A 14,944-nucleotide genomic window follows, 5' to 3' on the forward strand; every position below is an offset into this window, starting at 1 on the left:
AACGACCCCCAAACATTTGCCTAACGCTCCCCTTTCAAGGATTTGAAAATGAACCAGGAACTGACAAACAACCCGTTCAACCCGCTCACACCACCCAAGGTGTTTGACGAGATCAAAGTCTCGCTGGCCTCGCCAGAGCGGATTTTGAGCTGGTCTTTCGGTGAGATCAAGAAACCAGAAACCATCAACTATCGGACGTTCAAGCCAGAACGTGACGGTTTGTTCTGTGCGCGTATCTTTGGCCCGATCAAAGATTACGAATGCCTCTGCGGCAAATACAAGCGCATGAAATATCGCGGCGTTGTCTGCGAAAAATGCGGGGTCGAAGTGACCCTGCAAAAGGTCCGCCGCGAGCGTATGGGCCATATCGAACTGGCCGCGCCTGTTGCGCATATCTGGTTCCTCAAGTCGCTTCCGTCCCGGATCGGCCTGATGCTGGACATGACCCTGCGCGATCTGGAGCGGGTTCTCTATTTCGAGAACTACGTGGTGATCGAGCCCGGTCTGACGGATCTGACCTATGGCCAGATGATGACCGAAGAAGAATATATGGATGCCCAAGATGCTTACGGCATGGATGCTTTCACCGCCAATATCGGCGCTGAGGCGATCCGCGAGATGCTGGCGGCGATCGATCTGGAAGCCGAAGCAGACCAGCTGCGTGCTGATCTGAAAGAGGCCACAGGCGAGTTGAAGCCGAAGAAGATCATCAAGCGTCTGAAGGTTGTGGAAAGCTTCCTGGAATCCGGCAACCGCCCGGAATGGATGGTGCTGACCGTGATCCCAGTGATCCCGCCGGAACTGCGCCCGCTGGTGCCGCTGGATGGTGGCCGTTTTGCGACGTCGGATCTGAACGATCTGTATCGCCGAGTGATCAACCGGAACAACCGTCTGAAGCGTCTGATCGAACTGCGTGCGCCTGATATCATCGTCCGCAACGAAAAGCGGATGTTGCAGGAATCTGTTGATGCATTGTTCGACAACGGCCGCCGCGGCCGCGTGATCACGGGCGCCAACAAGCGTCCGCTTAAATCGCTGTCTGACATGCTGAAGGGCAAGCAAGGCCGTTTCCGCCAAAACCTTTTGGGTAAGCGCGTCGACTTCTCCGGTCGTTCGGTGATTGTGACGGGTCCAGAGCTGAAGCTGCATCAATGCGGGCTGCCGAAGAAGATGGCACTGGAGCTGTTCAAGCCGTTCATCTACAGCCGTCTTGAGGCCAAAGGTTTGTCTTCTACAGTGAAGCAAGCCAAAAAACTGGTCGAAAAAGAGCGTCCCGAAGTGTGGGATATTCTCGACGAAGTGATCCGCGAACACCCTGTCATGCTGAACCGTGCGCCGACGCTGCACCGTTTGGGCATTCAGGCGTTTGAGCCGGTTCTGATCGAGGGTAAAGCCATCCAGCTGCACCCGCTGGTGTGTTCCGCCTTCAACGCCGACTTTGACGGTGACCAGATGGCGGTTCACGTCCCGCTGTCCCTCGAAGCACAGCTTGAAGCACGTGTTCTGATGATGTCCACGAACAACGTTCTGTCGCCTGCAAACGGTGCTCCGATCATTGTTCCATCGCAGGATATGATCTTGGGTCTCTACTACACGACCCTTGCGCGTGACGGCATGGTTGGCGAAGGCAAAGTGTTCGGCACCGTCGATGAGGTGCAGCATGCGCTTGACGCCGGTGAAGTTCATTTGCACTCCAAGATCAAAGCGCGGATCAAACAGATCGACGACGAAGGCAACGAAGTGTTCGTACGCTTTGACACCACGCCGGGCCGTGTCCGTTTGGGCGCTTTGCTGCCTCTGAACACCAAGGCACCTTTTGATCTGGTGAACCGTCTGCTGCGTAAGAAAGAAGTGCAGCAGGTCATCGATACGGTCTACCGTTACTGTGGTCAGAAAGAATCTGTCATCTTCTGTGACCAGATCATGACCATGGGATTCCGTGAAGCGTTCAAGGCTGGCATTTCCTTCGGCAAAGACGACATGTTGATCCCGGAAACAAAATGGACGCTGGTTGATGAGACACGCGATCAGGTCAAAGACTTTGAACAGCAGTACATGGACGGCCTGATCACCCAGGGTGAAAAGTACAACAAAGTTGTCGATGCCTGGTCAAAGTGTAACGACAAGGTTACCGACGCGATGATGGGCTCGATCTCCGCTGAGCGGACGGACGAGAACGGCGCCGAAATGGAGCCGAACTCGGTCTACATGATGGCCCACTCCGGTGCGCGTGGTTCTGTAACGCAGATGAAACAGCTGGGCGGGATGCGCGGCTTGATGGCCAAGCCGAACGGCGACATCATCGAGACGCCGATCATCTCGAACTTTAAAGAAGGTCTGACCGTTCTGGAGTACTTCAACTCCACCCACGGTGCCCGTAAGGGTCTGTCGGACACGGCTTTGAAAACAGCGAACTCCGGTTACCTGACACGTCGCCTGGTGGACGTTGCGCAGGACTGCATCGTACGTATGCACGACTGTGGTACCGAAACCGCGATCACTGCAGAAGCGGCCGTGAACGATGGTGAGGTTGTTTCCTCGCTGGCCGAGCGTTTGCTGGGCCGTGTGGCTGCGGACGACATTCTGGTGCCGGGCACGGATGAAGTGCTGGTGCCTGCAGGCACGCTGATCGACGAACGTCTGTCGGATGCGATCGAAGAGGCGGGTGTTCAATCCACACGCATCCGCTCGCCGCTGACCTGCGAGGCCGAAGAGGGTGTTTGCGCCATGTGTTATGGCCGTGACCTTGCACGCGGTACTTTGGTGAACCAAGGCGAGGCGGTGGGTATCATCGCGGCGCAATCCATTGGTGAGCCGGGTACACAGCTGACGATGCGGACGTTCCACATCGGCGGCGTTGCGCAGGGTGGCCAGCAGTCGTTCCTCGAAGCCTCTCAGGAAGGCAAGATCGTGTTTGAAAACGCACAGACCCTTGAGAACGCCGCCGGCGAGATCATGGTCATGGGCCGGAACATGAAGTTGTCCATCCAAGGTGACGACGGGGAAGAGCGTGCCAGCCACAAGGTTGGGTATGGCTCCAAACTGTTTGTCAAAGACGGACAATCGATTTCTCGTGGCGACAAGCTGTTTGAATGGGATCCCTACACCCTGCCGATCATCGCTGAGAAATCCGGTACAACCAAATTTGTTGATCTGGTTTCGGGCATTGCTGTCCGCGACGAGACCGATGATGCGACCGGTATGACCCAGAAAATCGTGATCGACTGGCGTGCAGCGCCAAAAGGCAACGAGCTGAAGCCTGAGATCATTCTGGTTGATGCGAACGGTGAGCCTGTGCGCAATGATGCGGGCAACCCAGTGACCTATCCGATGTCTGTTGATGCGGTTCTGTCCATTGAGGACGGTTCTGAAATTCAGGCCGGTGACGTCGTTGCACGTATCCCGCGTGAGGGCGCCAAAACAAAGGACATCACCGGTGGTCTGCCACGTGTGGCCGAACTCTTTGAGGCACGTCGTCCCAAAGATCACGCCATCATCGCGGAAATCGATGGTTATGTGCGCTTTGGCAAGGACTACAAAAACAAGCGCCGTATCGCGATTGAGTCCTCTGACGATGCCGATGTGAAGGTCGAATACATGGTGCCGAAGGGCAAACACATTCCGGTTGCGGAAGGTGATTTTGTCCAGAAGGGCGACTACATCATGGACGGCAATCCGGCGCCGCATGACATCCTGTCGATCATGGGTGTTGAGGCCCTGGCTGATTACATGATCGACGAAGTGCAGGATGTTTATCGCCTTCAGGGTGTGAAGATCAACGACAAGCATATCGAAGTGATCGTGCGCCAGATGTTGCAGAAATGGGAGATCCAGGAATCTGGTGACACCACGTTGCTCAAGGGTGAACATGTGGACAAACAGGAATTCGATCACGCCAATGAAAAGGCGCTGTCGAAAGGTGGCCGTCCTGCCAAGGGCGAACCGATCCTGCTTGGCATCACCAAGGCGTCGTTGCAGACCCGTAGCTTTATCTCTGCGGCGTCCTTCCAGGAAACCACGCGCGTTCTGACCGAAGCATCGGTGCAGGGCAAACGTGACAAGCTGGTTGGCCTCAAAGAGAACGTCATCGTGGGTCGTCTGATCCCGGCGGGCACCGGTGGTGCAACGCAGCAGATGCGCAAAGTGGCACAAGATCGCGACAACGTCGTGATCGAAGCCCGCCGCGAAGAAGCCGAAGCCGCCGCCGCGCTTGCCGCGCCAACGGCCAGCACGGATGACATCGTGGGTGGTGACGTGTTTGACACGGTGATCACGGACGACGACAGCCGCAGCTGATCTGATCCATACCTGAAATCAAAAGCCCCCGCAGCCTGACCGCTGTGGGGGCTTTTCTTTTGGACTGTTGTAAGGCTTGGCAGGGCGGGCCGCTGTGATAGCGTGGCAGGGACGTAATTCCGGCCCGGAGTACAAAATGCAGTACCATTATGATGGGTTTCACCCCGGCGATCCCAGTGTGAAACCTCAGGCCAAAGCCGCAGACTTTGATCGGTCTGCGGTGGATGTTCTGATCATCGGCTGTGGCCCAGCGGGCCTGACCCTTGCGGCCCAGCTTGCGCAATTTTCTGATATCTCGACCCGCATAGTGGAGCGCAAATCAGGACCGCTTGAGATGGGGCAAGCCGATGGGATTGCCTGCCGGTCGATGGAGATGTTCGAGGCATTCGGATTTGCAGATCGGGTCAAAAAGGAAGCCTATTGGGTGAACGAGACCTGTTTTTGGCGTCCCGCTCAGGACGGTGGTATCGCCCGCGCGGACAGGATCAAAGATGTCGAAGATGATCTGTCGGAAATGCCGCATACCATTCTCAGTCAGGCCCGTGTGCATGATTTCTTTCTTGAGGAAATGGCCAAAGCGCCCAGCCGGCTGACGCCCGATTATGATCTGGAGCTGGATGGGCTGCGCATTGAAAGTGGTGCGACGCATCCGGTAGTGGCGCAGCTGCGCGGGCTTAAAGGGGCTGCGGACGAAGTGGTGCGGGCGAAATATGTTGTGGGCTGTGATGGTGCCCGCAGCGCGGTGCGCAAAGCCATGGGTCTGCGCCTTGAGGGGCAATCCGCACGGCAGCTTTGGGGCGTGATGGATGTGCTGGCGATCACGGATTTTCCCGATATTCGGCTGAAATGTGCGATCCAATCTGCCGATGCGGGCAGCATGCTGATCATTCCGCGTGAGGGCGGGACCATGGTCCGGCTGTATATTGAACTAGACGCGCTCAAAGATGATGAGCGCGTGGCGGACCGCAATGTGACCTCGGATATGTTGATCCAAAGGGCAGGTGCAATCCTGTCGCCCTATCGCTTTGAGGTGAAAGAGGTTGTTTGGTGCTCGGCCTATGAGATCGGGCAAAGGGTCTCGGCGCGGTTCGACAATCTGGGCGGGGCTCTGAACAGCGGGGACGATCCGCATGTGTTTATCGCTGGGGACGCTTGCCATACTCACAGCCCCAAGGCGGGGCAGGGCATGAACGTGTCGATGGCCGATACATTCAATCTAGGTTGGAAACTCGCCGCCGTTCTGCGCGGGCAGGCGCCGTCTGCGCTTCTGAAAAGCTACTCGGAGGAACGGCAGGCAAAAGCGCAAGAGTTGATAGATTTCGACCGCGATATGGCCAAACTCTTCAGCTCGAAAGATCGCAAATCCAGTGATGAGGCGACGTTTCAGGCGTATTTTCAAAAGCATGGCCGCTACACAGCGGGTGTAGAAACGCGGTATGATCCATCGCTGGTCATTGCAGAGGGATGTGATCAAAGCCTTGCCGCTGGATTGCCTGTCGGGGCGCGGTTTCATTCTGCACCGGTAATCCGTTTGGCGGATGCCAAGCCCATGCAGCTTGGTCATGTGGTCCGGGCTGACGGGCGTTGGCGGGCGATCCTTTTTGCGCCTGAGGGGGATACCGGCGTAGCGGACGGGGCAGTGGCGGATGCCTGTGAAGCGCTTTCGACTGGTCCGATGACCAAGGTGACAATTGCCGGCGCAGACCGCGACGCGGTTATTGATCTGCGGGCCGTTTTCCAACAAGGCCACCGGCAGTTGGATCTTGGCATGATGCCAGCGGCCTTGCGGCCCTCTAAGGGGCGGCTGGGGTTGACTGATTATGAAAAGATTTTCTGCGCGGATCATTCCGGGGCAGGGGATGTTTTTGATATGCGCGGCATTGATCGGCAGCGGGGTGCGATCGTGCTGGTCCGACCCGACCAGTTTGTGGCGGGGGTCTATTCCTTGTCAAATCACGCAGGACTTTCGGCTTTTCTGGATCAGGTGCTTTTGCCAGCCCCGTCTTTGCCCTAGGTTGCAGGGAAAAGCAGCAGGGCGCGGATGGCACAGGCACATCGGATACAGATCAAAGGGCTGATACGGTTTTCATACCTGTCCGAAAACGGCTTTGCCCATTCGGCGCAAGGGATCGAGAAAACCCGCGCAACACTTTATGATCCGGAGCGGCTCAACCGGCGGTTTGCGCTGTTTGAACGTCTGGCACTGCATTCACTGGCGATACAGGATGACCCGGATTTTTCGGTGGCGATCCTCATTGGAGACAGCCTGCCCGATGCGGCGCGGCAACGGCTTGAGAACTTGCTGGTGGATTTCAAACAGGCCCATATCGTTGCCCTGCCGCCGATGGTGCATATTCAAGCCGTGAAGCAGGCATATGCCGCGCTGCCCGATCAGGCCAAGGCGACCCATATTGCGACGTTCCGGCAAGATGACGATGACGCGATGCACCGCAGCACGCTGGCCCGCATTCGCAGTTTGGGCGGCGCGTTGTTGCAAACCCGCGAGACCAAGCGGCCCTTTGTGATCGGGTTTAACCGAGGTTTCTACTTTGATCCCTCGGCGCCTGAACCGATCACCGAATGGTATGAACGGACGCCGCTGGGCATCGGGCTTGCGATGATTGCGGCGAAGGGAGATCCGGCCACCATATTCCGGCGCAATCACCGGCAATTGACCGAATACTACGATTGCTACACAGAAACGACGCGGCCGATGTTTATCCGATCGGTGCATCAGGACAACGATTCAGCGGCCTCTACCACGGGGCGGCGGGGGCAGTTGCGCCCGGCGGGGATCCGGCGCAACTTGCGCGAGGGGTTCGATCTGACCCCTGAAATGCTGGAAGGGTTCTGAATGTCGCCAAATCTGGTGGGTGCGCTGTTGATGATGGCGTCAATGGCCTGTTTTGTGGTGAGCGATGCGGTGCTCAAACTGACCGGCGGCGCGGTGCCGCTGTTTCAACTTTTGTTTTTGCGGGGGCTGATCTCCTGCGCGTTGATCCTTGCCACGAAAGGGCGTTTGGGCGCCTTGCATTTCGATATTGCGCGGCGCGATTGGGTGCTGATCATGATCCGCGCGGTGACCGAAGCCTTGATCGCATACTTCTTTCTCACGGCGCTGTTCAACATGCCTTTGGCGAACCTGACAGCGATTTTGCAATGTGTGCCTCTGACGGTGACACTGGCATCGGCGCTCTTTCTGCGGGAGGCCGTGGGTTGGCGGCGGATGGTTGCGATTGCGGTTGGCTTTATCGGGGTGCTGTTGATCGTCAAGCCGGGGGCGGACGGGTTTAACGTCTGGTCCCTTTATGCCGTGATCGCGATGTTGGGCGTGACCTTCCGCGATTTGATCACCCGCAAGCTGTCGCCATCGGTGCCGTCGATGACGGTCACTTTGGTCACGGCGCTGACAGTTCTGATTGCGGCTGGTCTGGCGTCGTTGACAGAGCCCTGGGTGGCGGTTGATCCATCTGTTGGCCTGCTGATTGCCGCCTCGGCGGTGCTGGTTCTGGGCGGTTACTTCTTTTCCATTCACGTGATGCGGATCGGTGATGTCTCCTTTATCGCGCCGTTCCGGTACACAGGGCTGGTCTGGGCGTTGCTGCTGGGCTTCGTGTTTTTTGGCGAATGGCCCGGATGGATGACATTGACCGGAGCAGGGATCGTTGTCGGAACCGGGATCTTCACGCTTTACCGTGAGCGCAAACTAGCGGGCAGCTGAGGGCAGCGCGGCAAAGGCCGCCGCGACCTTGCCTGCATCTATGTTATAGGTCTTTTTGAAGTGCGTTTGGCCCGCAGCATCGAGCGGCGCAAAATCCGGTTGCTTGATGCCGGGCTTTTGCCGGGAATCGTTATAGGCGTTGTGCCCCCGCAGCAGCATATCCTCACCTGTGAAAGTAACAGTGGGCATTTTGCGCCCCACCTTCATATGGGCGAAGTTCATCACACTGAGCGGCAAATCATGGCGGATCATCAGGGCCAATGCCGCAGTGGCATAGGGCGCTTTGGTGGGCGCCGCCAACAGGCCGTCCGGTCCGGGCTGCACGATGTAGCCTTGGTTGAAATCTATTGCGATATGTCGATGCCGGGCCGCCATCGGTGCAACATCGCGGGCGGCTTGACGCAGTTTTTCGACATAGGTGCAGGCCACGGCATCATCGTCGTCCATGCGGAATTGAAGGCACGGCGCGTCATCGAATCGCCTGACGCTGTTGATGGCGTCTTGCATCACTTTGCGGTGCGGGCCGGGGGCGCGGGGCAAGATCACCGCCTGCGGCATATCGGCCAATAGCGCCTCAAGCCGGTCGCGGTACGGGGCAGGCAGGCTGTCGCCAATCACCACGGCCAGTGTGAAATCACCATCTGTCTGGGCGCGCAGGGGCGGCAGCATCATTGTCTCGAAGGTGGCAAAGCGTTCTTCCATGCGGGTTGGGGCATATAGATAGTCCATCCGCGCCTTGAGGCTGTCATGTTCAACCTGAAACCCGCCGTCACCGGGGTAGGAAAAGCGGCAAATGCCGATGGCTTGCATATAGGGGCGGGCCTTGTCACAGAAGGGTCAGCAATATGCCGACAGCATTGCAGCCTGCGCCAGTCCGCGCAAGGGAGGGGCAGCTGTTGACAGCTGGGCTGCAACCTCCTATACGCCCGCTATCTCGGAAGGTGGGGGAAAACCCGCCAAACCGACATCAGAACCAAAGTGGTCAAGATCCGGTCTAATGCTGACCCGATCCTCTGTAGCCCCACCGCCTCGTTTTCCCCGGTACGGAAACGCTGCGGTGATTTTGCGTTGCACGACGTGCGGCGCTGACAGAGGGCCACGCAGAAGTCTTTGCATGATGCAAAGCATTGAATTTGAAACCGCATGGGGGCCTCCTCGTGCACCATGTGAGCTAAGACGGGGATAACCTGAATGCCAACGATCCAGCAGCTGATCCGCAAACCGCGGCAGCCTAAAATCAAACGATCCAAATCCATGCACTTGCAAGAGTGCCCACAAAAGCGCGGCGTATGTACGCGCGTTTATACAACCACTCCTAAGAAACCGAACTCCGCGATGCGGAAAGTGGCCAAAGTGCGCCTGACAAACGGTTTCGAAGTGATCTCCTACATTCCCGGTGAAAGCCACAACCTTCAGGAACACTCGGTGGTTCTGATCCGCGGCGGTCGTGTAAAAGACCTTCCCGGTGTGCGTTACCACATCCTGCGCGGTGTTCTGGATACTCAGGGCGTTAAAGACCGTAAGCAGCGCCGTTCCAAGTATGGCGCCAAGCGTCCCAAGTAATCGCAGTGGCGGGGTGAACCCCGCCCTACCGTCCATTTGTAGGGCGGGGTTTACCCCGCCGCCCCAAATTCCAAGGAAGACAACGACATGTCACGCCGTCACGCCGCTGAAAAACGCGAAGTACTGCCAGACGCCAAGTATGGTGATCTGGTTCTGACAAAATTCATGAACAACCTGATGATCGACGGTAAGAAATCCGTCGCTGAGCGCATTGTCTATAGCGCGATGAACCGCGTTGAAGACAAGATCAAACGCGCGCCCATCGAAGTGTTCCACGAAGCGCTTGAAAACATCCAGCCATCCGTCGAAGTGCGTTCGCGCCGCGTTGGTGGTGCGACGTATCAGGTGCCTGTCGAAGTGCGCCCCGAGCGCCGTCAGGCTCTGGCGATCCGTTGGTTGATCAAAGCGGCCCGTTCGCGCAACGAGAACACCATGGAAGAGCGCCTCGCAGGCGAGCTTCTGGACGCTGTTCAGTCCCGCGGCACCGCGGTGAAAAAGCGCGAAGACACGCACAAGATGGCCGACGCCAACAAAGCGTTCAGCCACTACCGCTGGTAATCTAGATCAAAAGATCGGGGCTCAGATCCGCTGGGCCCCATCGTTTCATTGGGCTTTGGCCCTTTTCAAAGCACACTCCTGAGGAAGCTTTTCAAATGGCACGCGACTATCCGCTAGACCGCTATCGCAACTTCGGCATCATGGCTCACATTGATGCCGGCAAGACCACATGTTCCGAACGTATCCTGTATTATACAGGCAAATCCCACAACATCGGTGAGGTGCATGATGGCGCCGCCACGATGGACTGGATGGAGCAAGAACAGGAACGTGGTATCACCATCACTTCCGCTGCGACCACCACGTTCTGGGAGCGTACAGAGGACGGCGCAACGGCGGACACGCCCAAGCACCGGATGAACATCATCGACACGCCTGGCCACGTTGACTTCACTATCGAAGTTGAGCGTTCCTTGGCTGTTCTCGACGGCGCTGTTGCTGTTCTGGACGCCAACGCCGGTGTCGAGCCGCAGACCGAAACCGTTTGGCGCCAGGCCGACCGTTACAAGGTTCCACGTATCGTGTTCGTCAACAAGATGGACAAAATCGGCGCGGACTTCTTCAACTGCGTTCACATGATCCAAGACCGTACAGGTGCCACACCTTGTCCGATCCAGATTCCAATCGGGTCAGAAACCGAATTGGAAGGCATGGTTGATCTGGTCACCATGGAAGAATGGGTCTGGGCCGGTGAAGACCTCGGCGCATCCTGGGAAAAACGCCCGATCCGCGACAGCTTGAAAGAGCTGGCCGACGAATGGCGCGCCAAAATGATCGAAGTCGCCGTCGAAATGGACGATGACGCGATGGAAAACTACCTGATGGACGGTGCTGAGCCGGATGTGCCAACACTGCGCCGTCTGATCCGTGCCGGTACTCTGGCCATCAAATTCATCCCCGTTCTGTGTGGCTCCGCGTTCAAGAACAAAGGCGTTCAGCCTCTGCTCAACGCTGTGATCGACTATCTGCCATCCCCGATGGATGTTGTTGACTACATGGGCTTCAAGCCAGGCGATGAGACAGAAACACGTAACATCGCCCGCCGCGCGGACGATAACATGGCGTTCTCTGGCCTTGCGTTCAAAATCATGAACGACCCGTTTGTGGGTACACTGACGTTTACACGCATCTACTCTGGTGTGTTGAACAAAGGTGACACGCTTCTGAACTCCACCAAGCAGCGTAAAGAGCGCGTTGGCCGGATGATGATGATGCACTCCAACGACCGTGAGGAAATCACCGAAGCATTCGCAGGCGACATCATCGCGCTGGCGGGTCTGAAAGACACCACAACAGGTGACACGCTTTGCGCCGTCAACGATCCTGTGGTTCTGGAAACAATGACCTTCCCTGATCCGGTGATCGAGATCGCGGTTGAGCCAAAAACGAAGGCCGACCAAGAGAAAATGGGCATTGGCCTTCAGCGTTTGGCTGCAGAGGATCCATCCTTCCGTGTTGAGACTGATCTGGAATCCGGTCAGACCATCATGAAGGGCATGGGCGAACTTCACCTCGACATCCTTGTGGACCGTCTGAAGCGTGAATTCAAAGTTGAAGCGAACATCGGTGCGCCTCAGGTTGCTTATCGTGAGACCATCTCTCGTGAAGCTGAGATCACTTACACCCACAAGAAACAGTCCGGTGGTTCCGGTCAGTTTGCTGAAGTGAAAATGATCCTGATGCCAACCGAGCCAGGCGAAGGTTACTCATTTGAGAGCCGCATCGTTGGTGGTGCTGTTCCAAAGGAATACATCCCGGGTGTTGAAAAAGGTATCCAGTCGGTCATGGACTCCGGTCCTCTGGCGGGCTTCCCTGTGATCGACTTCAAAGTGGCCCTGATCGACGGTAAGTTCCACGACGTTGACTCCTCGGTTCTGGCGTTCGAAATCGCGGCCCGTATGGGTATGCGCGAAGGCATGAAAAAAGCCGGCGCGAAAATGCTTGAGCCGATCATGAAAGTCGAAGTTGTCACGCCTGAAGAATACACAGGCGGCATCATCGGCGATCTGACATCCCGTCGCGGTCAGGTACAGGGTCAGGACACCCGCGGTAACGCGATTGCCATCGACGCCTTCGTGCCTCTGGCGAACATGTTCGGCTACATCAACACCCTGCGTTCGATGTCTTCTGGTCGTGCGAACTTCACCATGCAGTTCGACCACTACGAAGCCGTTCCTCAGAACATCTCTGACGAGATTCAGGCAAAGTTCGCGTGATGATGAACCGGCGTTCATTCCTTGCAATGGCTGCTTTGACAGCCGTTGCAGCCTGTGCGGAACCGCTTCTGGATGAACAGACAGCGGGGAGCCTCAAGGTTGTGGATGTGTCGGTTGACGTTTCGCAAATCGAAGGTGTGAAGGGGCGGCAGATCACCGTCGCCCCCGAAAAAATCCAGGCGGATGTCCGCAATCACCTGCTGGCCTATCTCAAGGATGGGTCAGTCGGGAGCCGGCCCGTCAAGGCAGAGGTCTCCATCACGCAATTCCACCTGGTCTCTCCAGGTCAGGCCTTGCTGGTTGGCGGCACAAGCACAATCTCCGGTGTGCTGACTGTCAAAGATGCCCGCAATGGCACGGTGGTTCTCGAACCTACCAAGGTCTACGGCACAGCCAAGGGCGGATGGGCGCTCGGTGGGTTGGTCGGTGCGGCTGTGAAGGCGGATCAAACCCCTGAGCAGGACTACAAAGCAACAATCGTGGGCTTCTCTCAGGATGTCCGCAAGCGCCTGCTCGGCGCAGAGAAATAACTGAATTAAGAAGGAGCCACTACCATGGCAAAGGAAAAGTTTGAACGTAATAAGCCGCACGTCAACATTGGCACGATTGGCCACGTTGACCACGGTAAAACGACGCTGACAGCGGCGATCACCAAGTATTTTGGTGACTTCAAGGCGTATGATCAGATTGACGGCGCGCCCGAAGAGAAGGCCCGCGGGATCACGATCTCGACCGCGCACGTTGAGTATGAAACCGAAGCGCGTCACTACGCGCACGTCGACTGCCCCGGCCACGCTGACTACGTCAAGAACATGATCACCGGTGCGGCGCAGATGGACGGCGCGATCCTGGTTGTGAACGCCGCTGACGGCCCGATGCCACAGACGCGTGAGCACATCCTGCTGGGCCGCCAGGTTGGCATCCCTTACATGGTTGTCTTCATGAACAAGGTTGACCAGGTCGACGACGAAGAGCTGCTGGAACTGGTGGAAATGGAAATCCGCGAGCTGCTGTCCTCTTACGAGTACCCAGGCGACGATATTCCGATCATTGCAGGTTCCGCCCTGGCGGCGATGGAAGGCAACAAGCCAGAAATCGGCGAAGAGAAGATCAAGGAACTGATGGCGGCTGTGGACGAGTACATCCCGACACCTGCACGTGCGGTTGACCAGCCGTTCCTGATGCCTGTGGAAGACGTGTTCTCGATTTCCGGTCGTGGTACAGTTGTGACAGGCCGTGTTGAGCGCGGTGTGATCAACGTGGGCGACGAGATCGAAATCGTCGGTATCCGCGACACCAAGAAAACCACCTGCACAGGCGTTGAAATGTTCCGCAAGCTGCTCGACCGCGGTGAAGCTGGCGACAACATCGGCGCATTGCTGCGCGGTATTGACCGTGAAGGTGTTGAGCGTGGCCAGGTTCTGTGTAAGCCAGGTTCGGTTAACCCGCACACCAAGTTCGAAGCCGAGGCCTATATCCTGACCAAGGAAGAAGGCGGCCGTCACACGCCGTTCTTCGCGAACTACCGTCCACAGTTCTACTTCCGGACCACGGATGTGACCGGCACCGTTCAGCTGCCCGAGGGCACAGAAATGGTTATGCCAGGCGACAACCTGAAGTTCGACGTTGAGCTGATCGCACCGATCGCGATGGAGCAGGGTCTGCGCTTCGCGATCCGCGAAGGTGGCCGTACGGTCGGCGCGGGCGTTGTGTCCAAGATCACTGAGTAACAACGCATAAGCGTTGTTACCGGTGCGCAGCCTTGTGGCAGTGTCTTTTACCTTTGGGAAAAGAACACGAGAGCAAGGCAAAGGCACCCGGTTGCTGAAACAACAAAGGCCGCTCCTCACCGGGGCGGCCTATTTCATTGGGTCGTGCTGTGCCGGGGTGAACCCCGGTCTGCGGCAGACCCCCAATCGGACCTTTCAAAAGGTCCGGTGCGATGTCTTTAAAGACATCGGGATATGGGGCGAATGACATTGTTTGAGCTATCACTCCGGGTGTACCCCACCTGCTTTGGTTGAACGCTGACGGTCCGAGCGGTCCCGTCCCAAGAGAAGCGATCTTGCGCACCGGTTCTGAAAACATGGGAGTTTTCAAAACCCCCTTGCCATGCCCCGCGACTCCCCCTATAGCACCCCCACTGCCTCGGGGTGCGTTCATACGCGCCCCGTTTCAGTTGACATATGACGCGATGAAGGTCTGCGATGAGCGTATATCTTCCTCTCCGTTAAAATCCCCAAGTAAGGGATATGCATATGGCCGCTCAAAGCCAAAACATCCGCATCCGCCTGAAGGCGTTTGATTACCGGGTGCTTGATGCCTCCACCCAGGAAATCGTCAACACCGCAAAGCGCACAGGCGCTTCTGTTCGTGGCCCCATTCCGCTGCCGAACAAGATCGAAAAATTTACCGTTCTGCGTGGCCCACACGTGGACAAGAAATCCCGTGACCAGTTCGAGATCCGCACGCACAAGCGTATGCTGGATATCGTTGATCCGACCCCCCAGACCGTGGACGCGCTGATGAAGCTCGACCTCGCCGCTGGTGTGGACGTCGAGATCAAGCTGCAGTCATAAGCGTAGGAGGG

General features: G+C 57.1%; 11 protein-coding genes. 10 read left to right on the forward strand and 1 reads right to left on the reverse strand.

Annotated features, from left to right (window positions below):
• Window positions 1-48: 48 nt before the first annotated feature.
• The 4 genes from rpoC (at window position 49) to K3754_RS03345 (ending at window position 8,017) form a co-directional block, all read left to right on the forward strand.
• Window positions 49-4,296, forward strand: coding sequence for a DNA-directed RNA polymerase subunit beta' (gene rpoC, locus K3754_RS03330; protein WP_203209050.1), 4,248 nt, complete (start codon window positions 49-51; stop codon window positions 4,294-4,296).
• Window positions 4,297-4,432: 136 nt separating this feature from the next.
• Window positions 4,433-6,310, forward strand: a complete 1,878-nt coding sequence (locus tag K3754_RS03335; RefSeq protein WP_259940985.1) for an FAD-dependent monooxygenase — start codon at window positions 4,433-4,435, stop codon at window positions 6,308-6,310.
• Window positions 6,311-6,337: 27 nt separating this feature from the next.
• Window positions 6,338-7,150, forward strand: a complete 813-nt coding sequence (locus K3754_RS03340) for a glycosyltransferase (protein ID WP_203209048.1) — start codon at window positions 6,338-6,340, stop codon at window positions 7,148-7,150.
• Window positions 7,151-8,017: a DMT family transporter gene (locus tag K3754_RS03345; protein ID WP_203209047.1), complete on the forward strand. Its 867-nt coding sequence runs from the start codon at window positions 7,151-7,153 to the stop codon at window positions 8,015-8,017.
• Here the strand turns inward: K3754_RS03345 and K3754_RS03350 are convergent.
• Entirely contained in the window at window positions 8,003-8,827 is an 825-nt protein-coding gene (locus tag K3754_RS03350; RefSeq protein WP_259940991.1) for a putative rhamnosyl transferase, read from the reverse strand. The two genes, K3754_RS03345 and K3754_RS03350, sit on opposite strands and share 15 nt — an antisense overlap.
• 381 nt (window positions 8,828-9,208) lie before the next feature.
• On the opposite strand from K3754_RS03350, the gene rpsL reads away from it, so the two are divergent.
• From rpsL to rpsJ, 6 genes are all read left to right on the forward strand, one after another.
• Window positions 9,209-9,580: a 30S ribosomal protein S12 gene (gene rpsL / locus K3754_RS03355; protein ID WP_011570072.1), complete on the forward strand. Its 372-nt coding sequence runs from the start codon at window positions 9,209-9,211 to the stop codon at window positions 9,578-9,580.
• A gap of 87 nt (window positions 9,581-9,667) precedes the next feature.
• Window positions 9,668-10,138: a 30S ribosomal protein S7 gene (rpsG, locus tag K3754_RS03360; RefSeq protein ID WP_037911456.1), complete on the forward strand. Its 471-nt coding sequence runs from the start codon at window positions 9,668-9,670 to the stop codon at window positions 10,136-10,138.
• A 95-nt stretch (window positions 10,139-10,233) separates the two neighbouring features.
• Window positions 10,234-12,354 (forward strand): elongation factor G, encoded by a 2,121-nt coding sequence (gene fusA / locus K3754_RS03365; protein ID WP_203209045.1) that lies wholly within the window; start codon window positions 10,234-10,236, stop codon window positions 12,352-12,354.
• Window positions 12,355-12,380: 26 nt separating this feature from the next.
• Window positions 12,381-12,884 (forward strand): DUF6778 family protein, encoded by a 504-nt coding sequence (locus tag K3754_RS03370; RefSeq protein ID WP_203197589.1) that lies wholly within the window; start codon window positions 12,381-12,383, stop codon window positions 12,882-12,884.
• A gap of 24 nt (window positions 12,885-12,908) precedes the next feature.
• A complete protein-coding gene (gene tuf / locus K3754_RS03375) occupies window positions 12,909-14,084 on the forward strand; it encodes an elongation factor Tu (RefSeq protein WP_259941012.1) in 1,176 nt (391 codons plus the stop codon).
• Between the two features lie 528 nt (window positions 14,085-14,612).
• Window positions 14,613-14,933, forward strand: coding sequence for a 30S ribosomal protein S10 (gene rpsJ / locus K3754_RS03380; RefSeq protein ID WP_025048103.1), 321 nt, complete (start codon window positions 14,613-14,615; stop codon window positions 14,931-14,933).
• Window positions 14,934-14,944 lie beyond the last annotated feature (11 nt).

It is taken from the genome of Sulfitobacter sp. M368, from assembly GCF_025141875.1.
Lineage (GTDB): Bacteria > Pseudomonadota > Alphaproteobacteria > Rhodobacterales > Rhodobacteraceae > Sulfitobacter > Sulfitobacter mediterraneus_A.

Bases quoted from the DNA above. Each gene is read 5' to 3' on its own strand.
- rpoC (WP_203209050.1), top strand. From the start codon at position 49: ATGAACCAGGAACTGACAAACAACCCGTTCAACCCGCTCACACCACCC.
- K3754_RS03335 (WP_259940985.1), top strand. From the start codon at position 4,433: ATGCAGTACCATTATGATGGGTTTCACCCCGGCGATCCCAGTGTGAAA.
- K3754_RS03340 (WP_203209048.1), top strand. From the start codon at position 6,338: ATGGCACAGGCACATCGGATACAGATCAAAGGGCTGATACGGTTTTCA.
- K3754_RS03345 (WP_203209047.1), top strand. From the start codon at position 7,151: ATGTCGCCAAATCTGGTGGGTGCGCTGTTGATGATGGCGTCAATGGCC.
- K3754_RS03350 (WP_259940991.1), bottom strand. From the start codon at position 8,827: ATGCAAGCCATCGGCATTTGCCGCTTTTCCTACCCCGGTGACGGCGGG.
- rpsL (WP_011570072.1), top strand. From the start codon at position 9,209: ATGCCAACGATCCAGCAGCTGATCCGCAAACCGCGGCAGCCTAAAATC.
- rpsG (WP_037911456.1), top strand. From the start codon at position 9,668: ATGTCACGCCGTCACGCCGCTGAAAAACGCGAAGTACTGCCAGACGCC.
- fusA (WP_203209045.1), top strand. From the start codon at position 10,234: ATGGCACGCGACTATCCGCTAGACCGCTATCGCAACTTCGGCATCATG.
- K3754_RS03370 (WP_203197589.1), top strand. From the start codon at position 12,381: ATGGCTGCTTTGACAGCCGTTGCAGCCTGTGCGGAACCGCTTCTGGAT.
- tuf (WP_259941012.1), top strand. From the start codon at position 12,909: ATGGCAAAGGAAAAGTTTGAACGTAATAAGCCGCACGTCAACATTGGC.
- rpsJ (WP_025048103.1), top strand. From the start codon at position 14,613: ATGGCCGCTCAAAGCCAAAACATCCGCATCCGCCTGAAGGCGTTTGAT.